Below are 16,399 nucleotides of genomic sequence, written 5' to 3'. Positions count from 1 at the left end.
CTGCGCCACATCCCGATACTTCAATTTGCTCAATACTTTCTATTCTTTTTCAGAATCTCCATTTATAAATGAATCCTCTGTGGGGCAGCCTGTCCTGAGCGTAGACGAAGGGCCACATCCCGAAAATGAGATTGCAAAAATAGGAAAGATCAAACAATTTAACCCTAATCTTTTGGCAAAAAAATGAATCTTTTTTACTTACCCCCTAAATTCCAGCCCCTTAGTATTACTAACCCAAATTTTCCTTATCCAACACCTATCAAAATATGAAATCCTTCAATTAGTCCAAGAAATAAAAGATTGGTCAATTGAAAAATAAATACTAATTTGAAAGTTTTAATTCAGCAATCATCATAAAAAACATAGAAAAAACTACCTATGAAGCTTAAACGATTAATCCTTTGCTTTTTCCTAACTAGCAGTGCCGTTTCCATTGGTCAAACCACTGATGACAACCTTATAAGATTACAATACAAGGATACCACCTCTACCAAAGATCTGGCAGTGGGACTCTGGGCCAATCCCTTGCCCATGGATTACGATCAGGATGGAGATCTGGATTTGGTTATCTCCTGTACCGACGTTCCTTTTAATGGCACATTTTTGTTCAAAAACTCAAACAAAGACCAACAAGGGAACCCAATATTTGATGCTCCCGTCAAAATTGGTGACGGTATGCGGAATGTTTCCATCTCCTATGTGGAAGGAGAACCTAGGGTTTTGGGAGTTGGTTTGGAATACGACAACTTTAGAAGATATGGATATACTCGACCAGAAGGTCTGTATCAGGCGTCCGAACTACTTGATCTTTATAAAGAACGTTTTAGCGATTGGAAATATGTTGATTATGACAATGATGGGGATATGGACCTCATCGTTGGAATAGATGATTGGAGTGAGTATGGTTGGGACAATGCCTTTAACGACAAAGGGGAATGGACCAATGGAGATCTTCGTGGATACCTTTATTTATTGACCAACGACAACGGAAAATATAGAAATGATGGGAAAATATTAGCTGCTGATAAACCTATAGATGTATATGGCAATACTACCCCTAACATAGCCGATTTTGATGGTGATGGTGATTTGGATATTATTTGCGGGGAATTCATTGATCGCTTTAGTTACTTTGAAAATACAGGAAATCGTGAAAACCCAATTTATGCCAAAGGTAGATTTCTTGAAAATAATAATGGAATCCTAAAAATGGATCTGGAAATGATGAGGCCAGTGGCTCTTGATTGGAACAATGATTCTAAAATTGATCTTGTTGTTGGCGACGAGGACGGTAGGGTTGTCTTTATTGAAAATACAGGGACCATCAGTAACCAAATGCCAGTTTTTAAATCGCCCATATATATCCAACAGAAAAGTCAAAATCTAAAATTTGGTGCATTGGTTACCCCTTTTAGTGTTGACTGGGACGATGATGGAGACGAAGATTTGATCTGTGGCAATTCGGCCGGGTATATTGGTTTTATAGAAAATCTAGATGGAGGTGATACTCCAGAGTGGCAAGAACCCATTTATTTGGAAGCCGATGGGGAAGTAATCCGTATTATGGCGGGGAACAGTGGATCCATTCAAGGACCTGCCGAAAGTAAATGGGGTTATACCACATTAACAGTCGCCGATTGGGATGGTGACGGACTAAAAGATATTCTGTTGAATTCCATATTTGGCAAAGTGGAATGGTATAAAAATACAGGTGCTAAGGGAGCTCCCAAACTAACTAAAATGGGAGGTGTCAAGGTGGCTTGGGAGAAAAACAAGGTTCCAAAACCTAAATGGAATTGGTGGAATCCGGAAAAAGATGAATTGTCCACACAATGGAGAACCACACCTTATGCTATAGACTGGAACAAAGATGGTCTAATGGATTTGGTAATGTTAGATCACGAAGGCTATTTGGCGTTTTTTGAGCGATTTAAAAAACATGGAAAACTTTATCTAAAACCAGGACAACGAATTTTTAAAAATGCCGATGGAGAAACAGGCAAAGATTTGCTTCGTTTAAACGAGCGTGAAGCCGGTGGTAGTGGCCGAAGGAAAATAGCCTTTACCGATTGGGATGGTGATGGGGACCTTGATCTATTGGCCAACAGCGTAAATATTGAATGGTACGAGAATTTAGGGGAATCAAACGGAAACATTGTTTTCAAGAAAAAAGGGAATCTGGTCAAAACCAAGCTTGCAGGACACACCACAAGCCCAACCGTGGTTGACTGGGATAAGGATGGCAAACCAAATTTATTGATTGGGGCCGAAGACGGACATTTTTACTATCTAAAGGATTAACGGCATTTTAAATCACATGGGAAAGTGGGGTCTGTAGGTTTTCTTAATTCTTTAGCTTAATTTGTAGACATCTCTAGTTGATCCAACCGTAAACCAAAGCCAAATGAAACGTTTACTACTATCCTTTATTTTACTGCTGTTTATATCGATGGCATGTAAAAATAAGACGGCTACAGGGGCAAGCTCTCTTTTCAACGGGAAAACATTTTCTGGTTGGGAAGGCGACACCATATCTACTTGGCGGATTAATAATGGAACCATCATTGGAGGCTCCTTGGATAAAACTGTTCCACACAATGATTTCCTGTGCACAACGCGTTCCTATGCCAATTTCATTCTTAAACTAAAGTTTAAATTAACCGGGAATGATGGATTTATCAACTCAGGCATCCAGTTTAGAAGCAAAAGATTAATAGACCCGCCTTATGAAATGACAGGCTACCAAGCAGATTGGGGCGAAAACTACTGGGCAAGCCTCTATGATGAATCCCGAAGAAATAAAACGTTGATGGCCCCAGACTCTTTAGAAGTTCTTGAATGGATTAATATAAACGACTGGAACGATTATGAAATTAGGGCCGAGGACCGAAGAATACGTCTTTATATCAATGGGCATAAAACAGTGGACTATACTGAGAAGGATATGACCATACCACAGTCGGGCTTAATAGGACTACAGATACATGGAGACGGAAAGGCACAGGTTGCTTTTAAAGATATTTTTATTGAAGAAATAAAGTAAAAAAAAATTATAGCTCTCAAATATAATCAACCACACCAACTATAACCCGGACCCATGAGCAATCTTCGTTTAATATCCCGCATCTCCGCAACCTTAATCCTATTAATCGTTTTTGTTGGTTGCCGAACAAAGAGCAACAAAGAGACTTCGCAACAAACTGTTAAGGATACCACAACTATTGACAGAGACTATGCACTGGAAGCTACCATGCTGGGGTATTTTGCCAAAGATGGAACCCGAAATCCTACCTTAAGGGCCAACCAAGGAGATCGCGTTCGCATTACCATAACCAATGGCGAAACCATGACCCATGATATTGCCATGGAGAAATTGGGCATAAAGAGTGGTACCCTATTGGAAAAGGGATCAAGTACCAGTATCACATTCAAGGCTATAGAAAATGACACCTATTTCTGTACGGTTCCCGGACATCGTGCGGCGGGTATGGTGGGAAAATTTGAGGTCGTGGAGGGAGACCTATCGGGACCATCCGTTGTAGGAGTTATACCCACAAAAAATGGAAAACCTCTGAACCTAGGCTTTGAAACCGGTTCTTTACAGGATTGGACAGCAACTGGAGATGCTTTTAAATCGCCACTATACGACCAAGACCCTTCCCCTGTGCATGATGCCGGTGCACTATTTTCATTTGATGGCGACTACTTTCTAACTAGTGGCGGTAACGCAAATTACAAACTTACGGGCACCTTAAGTTCTGTTCCCTTCAAAGTCTCCCATCCTTATGCTTCCTTTAAGGTATCGGGTGGTGCATTGGCAGACACCCGCGTTGAATTGGTGCTGGCAGAAACCAATCAGGTTATCTTTAGTTCAACAGGACAAGGTAGGGCTACCTTACAACCTGTGGTAGTAGACCTTGAACCTTATGAACAAAAGGATATAATTATCCGTATTATTGATAATGAAACTGGTATCTCGCAAATTCCTTATATAAAGGATGATAAATGGGCACATATAAATTTTGATGACTTTCGGTTCTACCCTACTCGCCCTTACTTCCCCAATGAATTAAATAAGGATGATATTATTGTACTGCCCCCATTAGATCCAATTATCAATTCTGGTCTTTCAGGTGTAGAAGCAGCAAAGGCTATGACCTTGCCCGAAGACTTTAAAATAACTTTGGCCGCCTCAGAACCAGATGTGGTACGACCTATAAGCTTTACCTTGGATGCACGCGGTCGACTTTGGGTCGTTGAAGCACACACCTACCCTACCCCCGCCCGTGAAGGCGAAGGAAAAGATCGCATTCTTATTTTCGAAGACACTAATGGCGACGGCACTTTGGATAAGAGAAAGGTGTTTTCCGAAGGCCTAAATCTGGTTAGCGGAATAGAAGTAGGTATGGGAGGAGTATGGTTAGGGGCTGCCCCCTATTTGCTGTATATTCCTATCGATGCCGAAAAGGACAAGCCATCGGGACCACCTCAAAAATTATTGGATGGTTGGGGATTGGATGACACTCATGAGGTACTAAATAATCTACGCTGGGGCCCGGACGGATGGCTGTATGGCGTTCAGGGAGTTTTTACACATTCCAATGTGGGCAAGCCCGGAGCTTCTGACAACCAAAGAACCAAAATCAACGCAGGTGTGTGGCGCTATCACCCAACAAGACATGAGTTTGAAGTCTTTGCCGAAGGGAGTAGTAATCCGTGGGGAATTGATTTTAATGATTTCGGACATCCATTCATCACGGTTTGTGTAATTCCACACCTTTACCACGTTATTCAAGGAGCCAGATACCAGCGGCAGTCAGGGAATCATTTTAATCCCTACACCTATGATGATATTAAAACCATTGGGGACCATGTACATTGGCTGGGCGACCGTGGACCACATGCAGGTAATTTTAGGTCAGCGGCAGCTGGTGGTGGCCATGCCCATGCAGGCGCAATGATTTATTTGGGCGGAAATTCCTGGCCCAAAAAATATAGGAATACCATCTTCATGAACAATATCAATGGATCTAAACTTAATAATGATCAACTTACCAGGTCGGGATCGGGATATATTGGATCACATAATAAAGACTTCTTGGCAATGAACGATTCGTGGTCACAATGGCTCAACTTTAAATACGACCCCAGTGGATCTGTATTTGCCATAGATTGGTATGATCAGAACCAATGCCACAGTTCCAACCCCGATGTGCATGACAAAACTTTGGGACGAATCTTTAAGATCAGTCATAAAAATGATCAATGGGTACAGGTTGATTTGCAAAAAGCTACAGACCTGGAACTCGTCAACTACCAGTTACATCCCAACGAATTTTATGTGAGACAGGCCAGGACAATTTTACAAGAACGAGGCGGCAATCCTGAAGTCCATACAGCACTTAAAGATATTCTTGTCAATAATCAGGATGTAACCAGAAAACTTAGAGCGCTATGGACCTTACATGTTACCCAAGGGCTAAATGAAAAGGAATTAAATAATTTATTAAGCAACAACAATGAATATCTTAGAAGTTGGGCCATACAGTTACTGACCGAGGATAAGAAGATATCACCAACCACCTTGGAAAAGTTTGTAGGATTGGCAAAAAAAGATCCATCACCATTGGTAAGACTCTACCTGACTTCCGGCTTGCTTCGCTTAGCACCCGCAAAGCGATGGGACGTTTTGGAAGCCCTGGTCCAAAAGTCGGAAGACATAGGGGACCACAACCTACCCTTAATGCTATGGTACGCCACTGAGCCCTTAATCCCTTTGAATACAGAGCGTGCGCTCCAATTGGCAGGAAAAGCCAAAATTCCTGTTATTCTAACGTATACGATTCAGCGAATAGGCGCATTGAAAACTGCGGAATCCAAAAATTTATTGAAAAAGTACCATGACCAGTTAAAAAATGGGCAATCAGACGAAAGTAAGGCACATAAAATGCTCATTGAAAAACTATTGAGTGAACAATAGCCAAACATCATCATCCAAAAAACAATTAACTTTAATACCATAACAAAATCGAAAAATGAGAATGACAATTAACAATACTGTTGGACAAGTCTTATTTGGTCTTTTGATATATTTCTGTATTATACCTATGTCCATTGGCCAGAGCACAACCTCCAATGATTTTAAAAAAACAGTCATTACGAGGGATTTTATCTCTGAAGGTGTAGCAGTGGCAGACTTAAACAAGGACGGGTTGATGGATATTGTCGCGGGCTACTATTGGTTTGAAGCTCCTTCTTGGACGCGCCACGAGATGGCTCCCTCCCGCACCTTTAACCCGTGGAAGGAATACTGTGAATCTTTCCTAAATTTGGGTATGGACGTAAATTTGGACGGATGGGATGATGTGGTCATCATAGATTATCCTGGAAAACCAGGTTTTTGGTTCGAAAATCCAAAGAACAAATCCGGGGTTTGGAAAAAGCATATTATAGCTGACGGAATGGGCATTTCCAATGAGTCGCCGGGTTTTGTAGATATTGACGGTGACGGTAGATTGGATATCCTTTGTGGAGATGTGGATAAAAAACAAATAGTTTGGCTACAGGCTCCATTGAATCCAGGGGATACCGAATGGAAAAGATTTCCTATCAGCACTGAAAATGTACCCGGAACAGAGAAATTTTCCCATGGCATTGGTCTGGGGGATGTTAATAATGATGGTTTGGATGATGTGGTTATTACGGAAGGATGGTTTGAAGGAAAAGCTGATAAAAAGGCAGGAAATTGGAAATTTCACGCAGCTAACCTAGGTGAGCCCTGCTCCCACATGCAAGTGATGGATGTAAATAACGATGGTAAAAACGATGTGGTAAGTTCCTCGGCACATGCCCTTGGGGTTTGGTGGCATGAACAGCACGACGGACAAAACTTCAACACACATCTCATAAGCAGCACAACCTCCCAAACTCATTCCACCATTATGGCCGACATTAATGGTGATGGTAAAAAGGAACTAATTACAGGCAAACGATATTTGGCCCATAATGGCAACGATGCAGGGGACAGTGATGCTCCAATCCTGCTTTATATTGAATTTACTCCCGAAAAAGCCCCCTATTTTCAAGAGTACATAATTGACCATGATTCAGGTGCAGGCCTTAATATTGTGGTCGAAGACATGAATAAGGACAAGAAACCGGACATCGTAATAGCGAACAAAAATGGCGTTTTTCTTTTTGAAAATAAGATGGGGATGTGATGATTTAAATAGCTTTGTAGAATAAATTTAATTCCATAGCCTGTACTTAAACATATTTCTAGGATGATGGGAAACCGCTCACTAAATACTTAGTTCTGCATTATAGAACACTCTTTCCATCAACCTTTGATTAACTTTAAAAAAGTGCGTCCAAACAATCTTTCTTTGATATCGCTGAAGTTTACAGTAATGGTCAAAGAAAAAACCCGATACAATAATTGTATCGGGCTTCTTAAAAAAATAAAACTAACTCAAATCCTTAATTAACGTCCCAGAATATTTTGGTAGTTAAGTTATCCTCTCCACTAACCGCATTATAGTTTTCAGTGTTATAAACACGCTCGCTATTTGGGTATAACCATCTGTTAGGAGGCAAGGTTTGTTCGTTGGCGTTATCTACCTGAAATGAGAATTGAGGTAAATTTAATCTTCTTTGCTCCGCCCAACTATCAGGTAATTGAAGCACACTAAAATGTATCCACTTTTCAGTTGCAATTAAGGCCAATTTCTCTGCATTTGTAGTAGCGTTATCCCAATTAACATCGGCGCTATTAATATAAGCCTGTACTTCAGTATCATTTGTAGGAGTCAAGGGACCAGAGGTACCATCAGTACTCAAGTCACGTAGGCTATAGTAGAATTCGGTAGATTTCTCTATCGCATCCTCATAACTAGCTTGTGCCATAGCGTCATTACTGGCCTTCAAATAATATTCCGCCTTAAGTAGACTAACTTCCGCTGCCGTAAACAATAGTCCAGGGAAATATTCATTTCTACTTAAAGTGGAACGGTTATACCTAGATAATGTTCCAGTAGCAACTAAAGTTGTTTGAGCATTTTCGCTTAACAATGGATCCAAACCTAAATAGGAGGTACCGGCTTCTTCACCTGGCTCGTACATAGCCCTTAATCTTGGGTCAGCATTATCCAACATATGGTCGATCATTTCCTTTCCGGCCAAGTTACCATCCCAATCTTCCAATCCGCCTCTGAAACCCTTAGAGTGTATTGGGGTATCCAAACTAATAACGTCTATTTGTACGTTTTCAACATTGGTTTCCACTACAGGGTATTGAGAAGGATTTCCTAAAATAGCGGCAATTTCAGATGTTGCCCTAGACTGAAATTCCGAAACTCCGGAAACTCTGGTCAACATTCTTAATCTAAGCGAGTTACAGTACTTTTTCCAAGCAGATAAATCTCCTCCGTTAACAAAATCCTGAGTCTCAAAACCTACCATGATTCCAGGACTAACGTTGATACTGTTCAATTCATCCGAAAATCCTTTTAAACCATCCAACATAGTAGTATAAATACTTTCCGCTGTATCATAAGAAGGTAAGGAAGCCAAATAATCACCTCCATTTTGACTTAGACGACCAGCCTCAGAGAATGGGATATCACCATGTAGGTCAACTACCCTTTGGGTATGATCATAAAGGTAAATAGTTGCCGTAAGCATATACACCCGTAAATCAGCTTGATCTTCCGGAGAAAGATTATTGTAAATTTTCTCCAACTCCCTGTATTGAGCCAAGAAATCATAGTAATTACTCCAACGTCCGCCTATACCCGCTTCACCAGGAACATATTGGTTGGAAGAATTAATCCAACCTACTGCTTGGGTATAACGTGTTAATGTAGTTCTTAACACTACAAAATAGTTCCAATAAGCTGGAAGAACATATTCCCTATTTGCAACCAACATACCAGCAAATTGCTTTTCTACCGTAGCTGTCGATACTTTTGAAGGGTTTGCGTAATTCTCGCTAAAATCTGCCTCAGTACACCCGCTGATGGCCGTAGCCATAACAATACTGAGTATTATCGATAATTTTTTCATGAAATATCTTTTTAAATAATTCTTATTTATACTATTATAAACTAGCTCTAACCATTAAACCGAAAGAACGAGTGGAAGGGTTGGAACCAACGTTATTAACATTTTGGAACCATCTAGAACCAGCTGTTGTCTGTTCACCATCCATATCCTTAATTGTTCTGTACAGATAAAACAAGTTTCTACCAAATACAGAGAACTGTAGTTTACTAAGCCCAATGTTATCCAAAACTTTTCTAGGCATTTTATAACCTATGGACAATTCCCTCATTTTGAAATAGGTGTTCTCCTTAATGTATAGCTCGTAACGTGTGTTTGGGCTATATTGAGGTCCACCCCAGTTGTATACCGTCCAATAGTAATCAGCAGAGGAAGCAATTTGATCGTTAGGTTGACCATCATTGGTAACCCCATCCAACAAAATACCATCATGATAAACTACTTCTCCTCCTGGACCAGCAGTTGCGCTTGGGGTAGTCTGAATTCTGGTACCATTAACGTCCTCATAATAGCTAAGTCCACCACTTTCCGTATCCATGAACTTTGTGCTCTCTTCTGTTAAACCACGACTGGTCATCCAGTTTAGTGCAGTTGGCATAACGTGACCTCCAATTCGGCCATCCACAAGAGCGTCTAAAGTAATGTTCTTATAGCTGAAGGAGTTCATTACACCACCAGTCCATTTTGGCATGGCATTACCGAATTTTTCCATTTTATCGGCATCCACCTTGTAAAGACCATTGGGGTCAACAATTCTTCTTCCTTGAGCATCCGTTGCAACTGGATGCGCATAAAGATCTCCCATGGGTTGTCCTACTAGTGACTTTAACTGAGCGGCATTACCATCATAATCTGCATGTAATAATTCATCCAAACCAGGTGCAAGCTTTTCAACTACGTTTTCGTTCTTTGCTAGGTTTACAATAACATCCCATCTAAAAGATCCTGTGTCTATTGGAGTACCTGTTAAACCAAATTCATATCCTTTGTTCCTTAGTGTACCTATGTTGGTAAGCACTGAGCTTGCTCCTGAGCTGTTTGGAAGCGTTAAAGGAAGGATTTGATCAACAACTTGGGCATTGTAATAGGAAACATCAAGACCTAACCTACCTTGAAAAAATTTGAGCTCCATACCAAATTCGTACTCATGTTTTTCTTCTGGTCTAATCCCGTCATTACCGAAACTGGAAGGGATAGTAGTGTACAATACTGGGTTACCACCTTGAGAACCTAAAGTATTCTGATTGTAGGCGATGTTTGCCCCATAAATATCAGGGTAATTACCAACAATACCCCAAGATCCACGAATTTTGAAATAATTCATAAATAGTGGAAGATCAAATGCCTCTGAAAGAACAAAACTAGAGTTTACCGAAGGGTATACAAAGCTATTGTTGTTAGGATTCATAGTGGAAGTCTTATCCTTACGAATTGTACCTTCTACGTAGAAATATCCTTTGTAATCCAAATTCATGGTCCCCAAAAATGCATCTTTTACAATAGATTCACGGCTACTACCTGAATTGGGAGTGTTTACCGATGCGGCAACATCGAACCAGTTTTCTACACTTAATCCACCATTTGTTCCTCTGTTCAAATTGGACTCAGATTGTTTGGTGGCGTTGTAACCGGCCATCATAGCCAGAGTCAAATCTGTAGTAATTGGAGTTTCATATCTCAACAACAATTCACCGTACAATACATTGTAATTGTTATTACTCATACTAAATCCTCCAGAATTACCAAAAGCCAAAGGTCTTTCTGTAGAATTACTGGCCTCAGTTCTTCTATTGGTGAAGTCGTTGGAAATTCTACCTCTTAGGTTAAGACCTGTTGTTATGTCCCAGTTATTGGTAATGGTACCAATAACCCTGTTGCTCTGTTCTTCCAGCCTATTCTCTTTAACTCTCCAAATAAAATCTCCGATGGCATCCTTAAATCCGGGATAAATAATATTTTCCTCTGGAGTAAGACTTTGCCCTGTCCCTTGAACATAACGATAGCCTTTACTTGTTTTATATCTATCCAAATACCAGTCGGCACTATCGAAGGGAGACATCATTCCAGAAAAATTGTTCGTCAATCGGTCTACAGAATAAGGTCTATTGAATACGGACTGATTAACATAATTTACAATTACATCAGTAGAGAAATCCTCTGCCCATTTGAAGGTTGTATTCAAATTAAATATGTTCTTTTTCTCCTCAGCACCTATACTTATACCTTCGTTATCCTGACGTGTATAAGAAAATCTTAAATTGGAATTATCGGTAACATTGGTAATAGACATGTTAACACTGGTGTTATGGGCAGTGTTGAACAAACCGCTATAGCGATCATCCTGAGCCTCATAAGGTCTTACGATTCCATCCCAACCAATAGTTGGTTTACCGTCAAACTTAGGTCCAAAGTTAATACTATAACCTAGTACACCCCTTGTTTCGGCTGAACCATTACCATCTACATCGTGATAAATAAATCCTTCTGCATCCTGTCCTCCATCAGATACGTTCAAGGGAGCACCTGGACCCCTCACAGTTTGATATCTTGGAAGATAAGCTACTTTGTCAAAACTATAGGATGAACTTAAATCCACAGTCATACCATTCTTTCTATTCTTCCCACTCTTTGTAGTAATCAATACAACACCGTTTACCGCCTCAGAACCATAAAGCGCTGCTGCAGATGCGCCTTTAAGTATGGATATGTTATCTATATCTTCTGGGTTAATATCCAAAAGACCATTACCTCTTAAGCGTTGGTCTCCCCAATAGTTGTTATTGGAAACTTCACCATCCCTAATTGGCACCCCATCCAAAATAATTAGCGGCTGACTTCTCCCAGTAATGGAGGCCACACCCCTTATAGTGATGTTGGAAGCACTTGTAGATCCACCTGGAGTAGTGTTGATACTAACACCGGGCGCTTTACCGTACAATGCAGTGGCAAAGTTAGGTGTAGCAGTTTCGGTCAAAGCTTCTGCACTAATAGTTGCAGTAGCATAACCAAGGGCTTTCTTTTCCCTAGTAATACCCAATCCAGTTACAACAACCTCCCCCAATTGTTCAGCATCTTCTTCAAGAACAACATTAAGAGTAGTTTGTACGCCTACTGCAATTTCCTTTTTAGTAAATCCTAAAGATGAGAAAACCAAAGTGGCATTGTTGGATACTTTAATTGAAAAGTTTCCATCAAAATCTGTAGAGGCACCGTTATTGGTACCCTTCTCCACCACGTTTACACCTGGCAGTGGCGTGCCCAAATCATCGGACACTGTTCCGGAAACAGTCTTGGTCTGAGCCATCATTCCCTGTACCAGAAGAAATGCACTCAGCAATAAATAGTAATGAAATTTTTTAATCATACTAATAATTTTTAGTTAGTTAATTAGAAGTTATTTTAGGGAGTTACCCTAATGTTAAATAATTACTAAATTTTCGTTTTCTTAGTAAGGAAAAGAAATTAATTCGACTAATGACGATAGTGAAAAGTCTAACAACGTGTAATCGAAAACGATTGCGTTGAAAAATTAAATAGTATTCTTACAGCTGAGCACAAATAAAATTAATAAGGGTATAAAACGTATAACATTGTTCTCATTAATTAACATATTCTAAACATGGAGATTTGAGATACTGGAGAAATTATCGTGCTTGCCTAAAGCGTCGAAAGGACTATTTTTTTGATCTACAAACATTCCATTTATTAAATGTTTTGGACAAAAACGAAATGTCGTCCAAGTAGTTTTACAAAAAATCTAAAGGAGTTTTTTCCAGTCGGAAATTATATTGGTTTATGGATTTTATAGCTTTTTAACATTTGCTGCAATGGTGTAAGTTGTCTTTCTTCCAGACTTGCCATAGTTTGGCAAAAATGTAAAAATCAACAACTTTAGTCTTCATATGCCATCAGTCGATTGCAACCTTTTGGTGCACTGTAATCTTCTCGTTATTGTTACCTACTACAATCCATGTTTTTCCACTAGTGGATACAGAAATAATCTTTTTGGCATCTTTATTGGCAAAAAATCCACTTTCCATAACGGTCATAGGATCAAAGCCTCCCCGGCCATCCCCCAGCAATAATACTCCGGTACCGGCATCGTTCCTAGGGGTCTCAATTTCGGAAACATACAAATTACCAACGGCCAGGATATCTAAATGGCCATCCCCGTTGTAATCCTCCAGCAACATATCATTAATACTTGAAAATTGTGCGATATTTGGCAATGCCGAAATCTTGAAACTTCCATTGCCCAGATTCTCTATGTAGGATGATGCAAATGTATTTGCCTGATAGTGAAGTGATTTTTCTAAATTTTCCTTCCCATATACCTCATCTATTTCCAAGGAAGCGAACAGGTCGTACTTTTGAATTTTGTTCTTTAATCCCGGTATTTGTTCGGAGGAACAAGAAAACCCCCGAAGAGGGTAATGCTTTTCTCCATTGTAATATCCCAGGACTATATCGTAATTGCCATTATCGTCAAAGTCATTAAAGTAAATGTCGAAAGGTTTTTCCATCGAGGTCTTGTACTTATAATTCAAGCCAATATTGCCGGCAATAAAATCCATATCCCCATCTTTATCGAAATCACCTTTCGCTATACTATACCACCAGCCAGAGGTAGCGTTCAGTACTGGGACCGTCCCCTTCTTCAAGGTTCCATGTTCATTTTCAAATACGGTGATCGGCATCCACTCTCCAACCACAATAAGGTCCATATCCCCATCATTGTCATAATCGCTCCATACAGCATCGGTAACCATCCCCAAATCTTTTAATTGTGGTGCCAACTCCAAAGTACGATTTACCAGTTGTCCATTTTCATTAAGAAGCAACATGCTCGAAGCGGGAATTGGATAATGATGTGGCACATGCCTACCTCCAACAAAAACATCCAAATCCCCATCGTTATCATAATCTTCCGCTACAACGCTTGAACCGCTGCTACGGTCAACATTAAGAATAGCACCTTTTGTAAAACCGCCAAACCCGTTATTCAAATATAGACGGTCTACGTAATGGGCATCATTGACAACATACTCGTTTCCACCGCTTACCACATAAAGATCCTGAAACCCGTCTCCATTAATATCTAGAAACAATGCATCAACATCTTCATAACCCGCATCTTGCTCCCATAAACCCTGAGCTATCTCGGTAAAGTTGCCATTTTGATCGGCAATGAAAAGGGCCGGACTAAACCCGGTAGCGCCACCTATAAAAATATCATCCAAACCATCATTATTTATGTCTCCCTTCGCTAGAGCTGGTCCAAACTGGGACATTTTGTGAGGAAGCAAAACCTGATATTCGTAATCGTTAAAAACGTTTTCTTCGTGTGTAAACTCAAATGGCTTCGATCTATCTTGTAGTAACTTAAAAAGTGGTCGAATAGCATTCGAATTGAGAGTGGAGTTAAACTGTCCCTCCCCCATATCCAATTTTAAAAGTTGATTGACCTTTACTTGGTACAAATGGGTTATGGAACTATTAGGCCATTGAATCTCAAGACTATCGATAATTGATCCACTGCCCACACCAAAATGCAGAATGGGTTCGCTGGTCGAATATATTCCTCGGACATTGGTATGTTCCAAAAATTGTTTTCCCCCATCCATATAAAGTGTGGCCTTTGTACCAAATACCGGTCTATTCCTTGAATCCTTCAATTGAATACGGAAAAAATTACCAGCCTTAAATCTTTCAGAATTGTTTTTATAAACGAAAGCTTTTTCATTAATATTATTTACAACCAGATCTAAATCCCCATCATTATCGAAATCTGCATAGGCCGACCCATTGGAAAAGGATTTTTCCCTAAGCCCCCAATTGTCCATTGTCTTCTCAAATTCAAGGTTTCCCAAATTTTTAAACGCATAATTTTGTAATGGCTGAGAAGGAAGTACCGAAAGCACCTTTTCCAAATTCAAAATATCGAAGACGCTTTTCACATTGCCACCCTGTGGGTTTTCCTGCAAGTATTTAAAACTTGCTTCATTTATGAGTTTTGCAACCAGTTTATCCGCATCGGTATTCCTAATATCATGTAGTAGGCCATTGGTTATATAGGTATCTTTCAGACCATCGTTATCAAAATCGGCAACAAGGTTGGACCAGCTCCAATCGGTAGCGGCCATACCCGTCAATTGGGCCACATCACTAAAAGTTCCATTGCCATTATTGAGCTGCAGCGCATTGTACATATATTGATAATGCCCTCCATCGTTGACCACTTTCCAAAATGCATCCGGGTTCATCCCGCTCATATTGGATTTTAACCTGAAGTTATCCTCCGCAACCATATCCACAACAAAAATATCTAAAAGGGCATCGTTGTTAATATCGGCCACATCCACGCCCATACTATAGTAGGACATATGGCCAAGTGCTTCTTGCGCTACATTTGTAAAAGTGCCATCTTGGTTATTTATAAGCAGAAAATCCGGGGCATTAAAATCATTGGCAACATAAAGGTCCGTCCATCCGTCGTTGTTCAAATCACTGGCAGACACTCCATTTGGAAAACCCGTCAGAACAATCCCTGCTTCCTTCGTTGTTTCAACAAAAAAATCATTACCGGTGTTTCTAAAAAGTTTTACATGATATTCCTCTTTAAGCAAAGTAGTCCCGGAAAATTCAGAATAACTTCCAGGATTGGGAGGCTGTGTCAACAAAAACAAGTCCAAATATCCGTCCTTATCATAATCCAGAAAGGTGGCATGCCTAGTTCTTTGGGAATCGGCGATTCCAAACCTTAAAGCCGACTCCACAAAAGTTCCATTTCCCTTATTGATATATAAAAGATTGGTTCGCCAATCCGGCCTTTTGTCATAAAGTTCGCGACTTACATAAATATCCAAATTACCATCATTATTCACATCCGCTACGGTAACTCCCGTAGACCATCCGCCATCATCTTCAATTCCCGAGGAATTGGTTACATCTTTAAACTTAAAATTGCCTTGGTTGAAATATAACTTATCGGGAACCATATTGCCCGCAAAATAGATATCCTGAAGGCCATCATTGTTAAAATCGCCCACTCCCACCCCAGCACCTCCGTAAAAGTTGGAATACAAAAGTATATTTACCTCCTTGCTATCTTTAATTTCGTTGTTAAAATCTATACCAGTCTGTTTGGGGCTCAAAAGCGAAAATCTCGGGTCCACTTGGGATAGACCAAGAAAGCATCCAAACGTATGAAACGATAAAACCAGTAAAACAATTAATTTTCGCATTGCCCTAAGCGTGAAAACAATAAATAATTTAACCAAATAAAGGAGGGTTTCCCCTCCTTTATGAATTTAAAACTTTAGAATTACATTTACAAAAA

The 16,399-nt window shown here is 40.0% G+C and carries 8 protein-coding genes; 5 read left to right on the top strand and 3 right to left on the bottom strand.

Features of this window, described 5'->3' with window-relative positions; translation table 11 throughout:
• The 5 genes from H4O18_RS22030 to H4O18_RS19610 form a co-directional block, all read left to right on the top strand.
• Nucleotides 1-187: hypothetical protein (locus H4O18_RS22030; protein ID WP_222942479.1), on the top strand; the 187-nt coding region annotated here is incomplete at its 5' end.
• 191 nt (nucleotides 188-378) lie between these two features.
• Nucleotides 379-2,301, top strand: a complete 1,923-nt coding sequence (locus H4O18_RS19625; RefSeq protein ID WP_187587830.1) for an FG-GAP repeat domain-containing protein — start codon at nucleotides 379-381, stop codon at nucleotides 2,299-2,301.
• Nucleotides 2,302-2,404: 103 nt separating this feature from the next.
• Nucleotides 2,405-3,043, top strand: a complete 639-nt coding sequence (locus H4O18_RS19620) for a 3-keto-disaccharide hydrolase (protein WP_187587828.1) — start codon at nucleotides 2,405-2,407, stop codon at nucleotides 3,041-3,043.
• A 54-nt stretch (nucleotides 3,044-3,097) separates the two neighbouring features.
• Nucleotides 3,098-5,980: a PVC-type heme-binding CxxCH protein gene (locus H4O18_RS19615; RefSeq protein ID WP_187587826.1), complete on the top strand. Its 2,883-nt coding sequence runs from the start codon at nucleotides 3,098-3,100 to the stop codon at nucleotides 5,978-5,980.
• Nucleotides 5,981-6,035: 55 nt separating this feature from the next.
• The gene (locus tag H4O18_RS19610) at nucleotides 6,036-7,220 is read left to right on the top strand and encodes an FG-GAP repeat domain-containing protein (RefSeq protein ID WP_187587824.1); all 1,185 of its coding nucleotides are present in this window, start codon (nucleotides 6,036-6,038) and stop codon (nucleotides 7,218-7,220) included.
• Nucleotides 7,221-7,479: 259 nt separating this feature from the next.
• Here the strand turns inward: H4O18_RS19610 and H4O18_RS19605 are convergent, their stop codons facing one another.
• The 3 genes from H4O18_RS19605 to H4O18_RS19595 all read right to left on the bottom strand — a co-directional run bounded on the left by H4O18_RS19605 (nucleotide 7,480) and on the right by H4O18_RS19595 (nucleotide 16,304).
• Nucleotides 7,480-9,063, bottom strand: coding sequence for a SusD/RagB family nutrient-binding outer membrane lipoprotein (locus tag H4O18_RS19605; RefSeq protein WP_187587822.1), 1,584 nt, complete (start codon nucleotides 9,061-9,063; stop codon nucleotides 7,480-7,482).
• A 34-nt stretch (nucleotides 9,064-9,097) separates the two neighbouring features.
• Nucleotides 9,098-12,424 (bottom strand): SusC/RagA family TonB-linked outer membrane protein, encoded by a 3,327-nt coding sequence (locus H4O18_RS19600; RefSeq protein ID WP_187587820.1) that lies wholly within the window; start codon nucleotides 12,422-12,424, stop codon nucleotides 9,098-9,100.
• 544 nt (nucleotides 12,425-12,968) lie between these two features.
• Complete coding sequence (locus tag H4O18_RS19595) at nucleotides 12,969-16,304, bottom strand: VCBS repeat-containing protein (RefSeq protein WP_187587818.1); 3,336 nt, start codon at nucleotides 16,302-16,304, stop codon at nucleotides 12,969-12,971.
• Nucleotides 16,305-16,399 lie beyond the last annotated feature (95 nt).

Origin of the sequence: Arenibacter arenosicollis (genome assembly GCF_014397245.1) — a bacterium.
Lineage (GTDB): Bacteria > Bacteroidota > Bacteroidia > Flavobacteriales > Flavobacteriaceae > Arenibacter > Arenibacter arenosicollis.
The sequence above is the reverse complement of the archived record's forward strand: the minus strand, read 5'-3'. Positions and strand labels throughout refer to the sequence as shown.

Bases quoted from the DNA above. Each gene is read 5' to 3' on its own strand.
- H4O18_RS19615 (WP_187587826.1), top strand. From the start codon at position 3,098: ATGAGCAATCTTCGTTTAATATCCCGCATCTCCGCAACCTTAATCCTA.
- H4O18_RS19625 (WP_187587830.1), top strand. From the start codon at position 379: ATGAAGCTTAAACGATTAATCCTTTGCTTTTTCCTAACTAGCAGTGCC.
- H4O18_RS19600 (WP_187587820.1), bottom strand. From the start codon at position 12,424: ATGATTAAAAAATTTCATTACTATTTATTGCTGAGTGCATTTCTTCTG.
- H4O18_RS19610 (WP_187587824.1), top strand. From the start codon at position 6,036: ATGAGAATGACAATTAACAATACTGTTGGACAAGTCTTATTTGGTCTT.
- H4O18_RS19595 (WP_187587818.1), bottom strand. From the start codon at position 16,304: ATGCGAAAATTAATTGTTTTACTGGTTTTATCGTTTCATACGTTTGGA.
- H4O18_RS19620 (WP_187587828.1), top strand. From the start codon at position 2,405: ATGAAACGTTTACTACTATCCTTTATTTTACTGCTGTTTATATCGATG.
- H4O18_RS19605 (WP_187587822.1), bottom strand. From the start codon at position 9,063: ATGAAAAAATTATCGATAATACTCAGTATTGTTATGGCTACGGCCATC.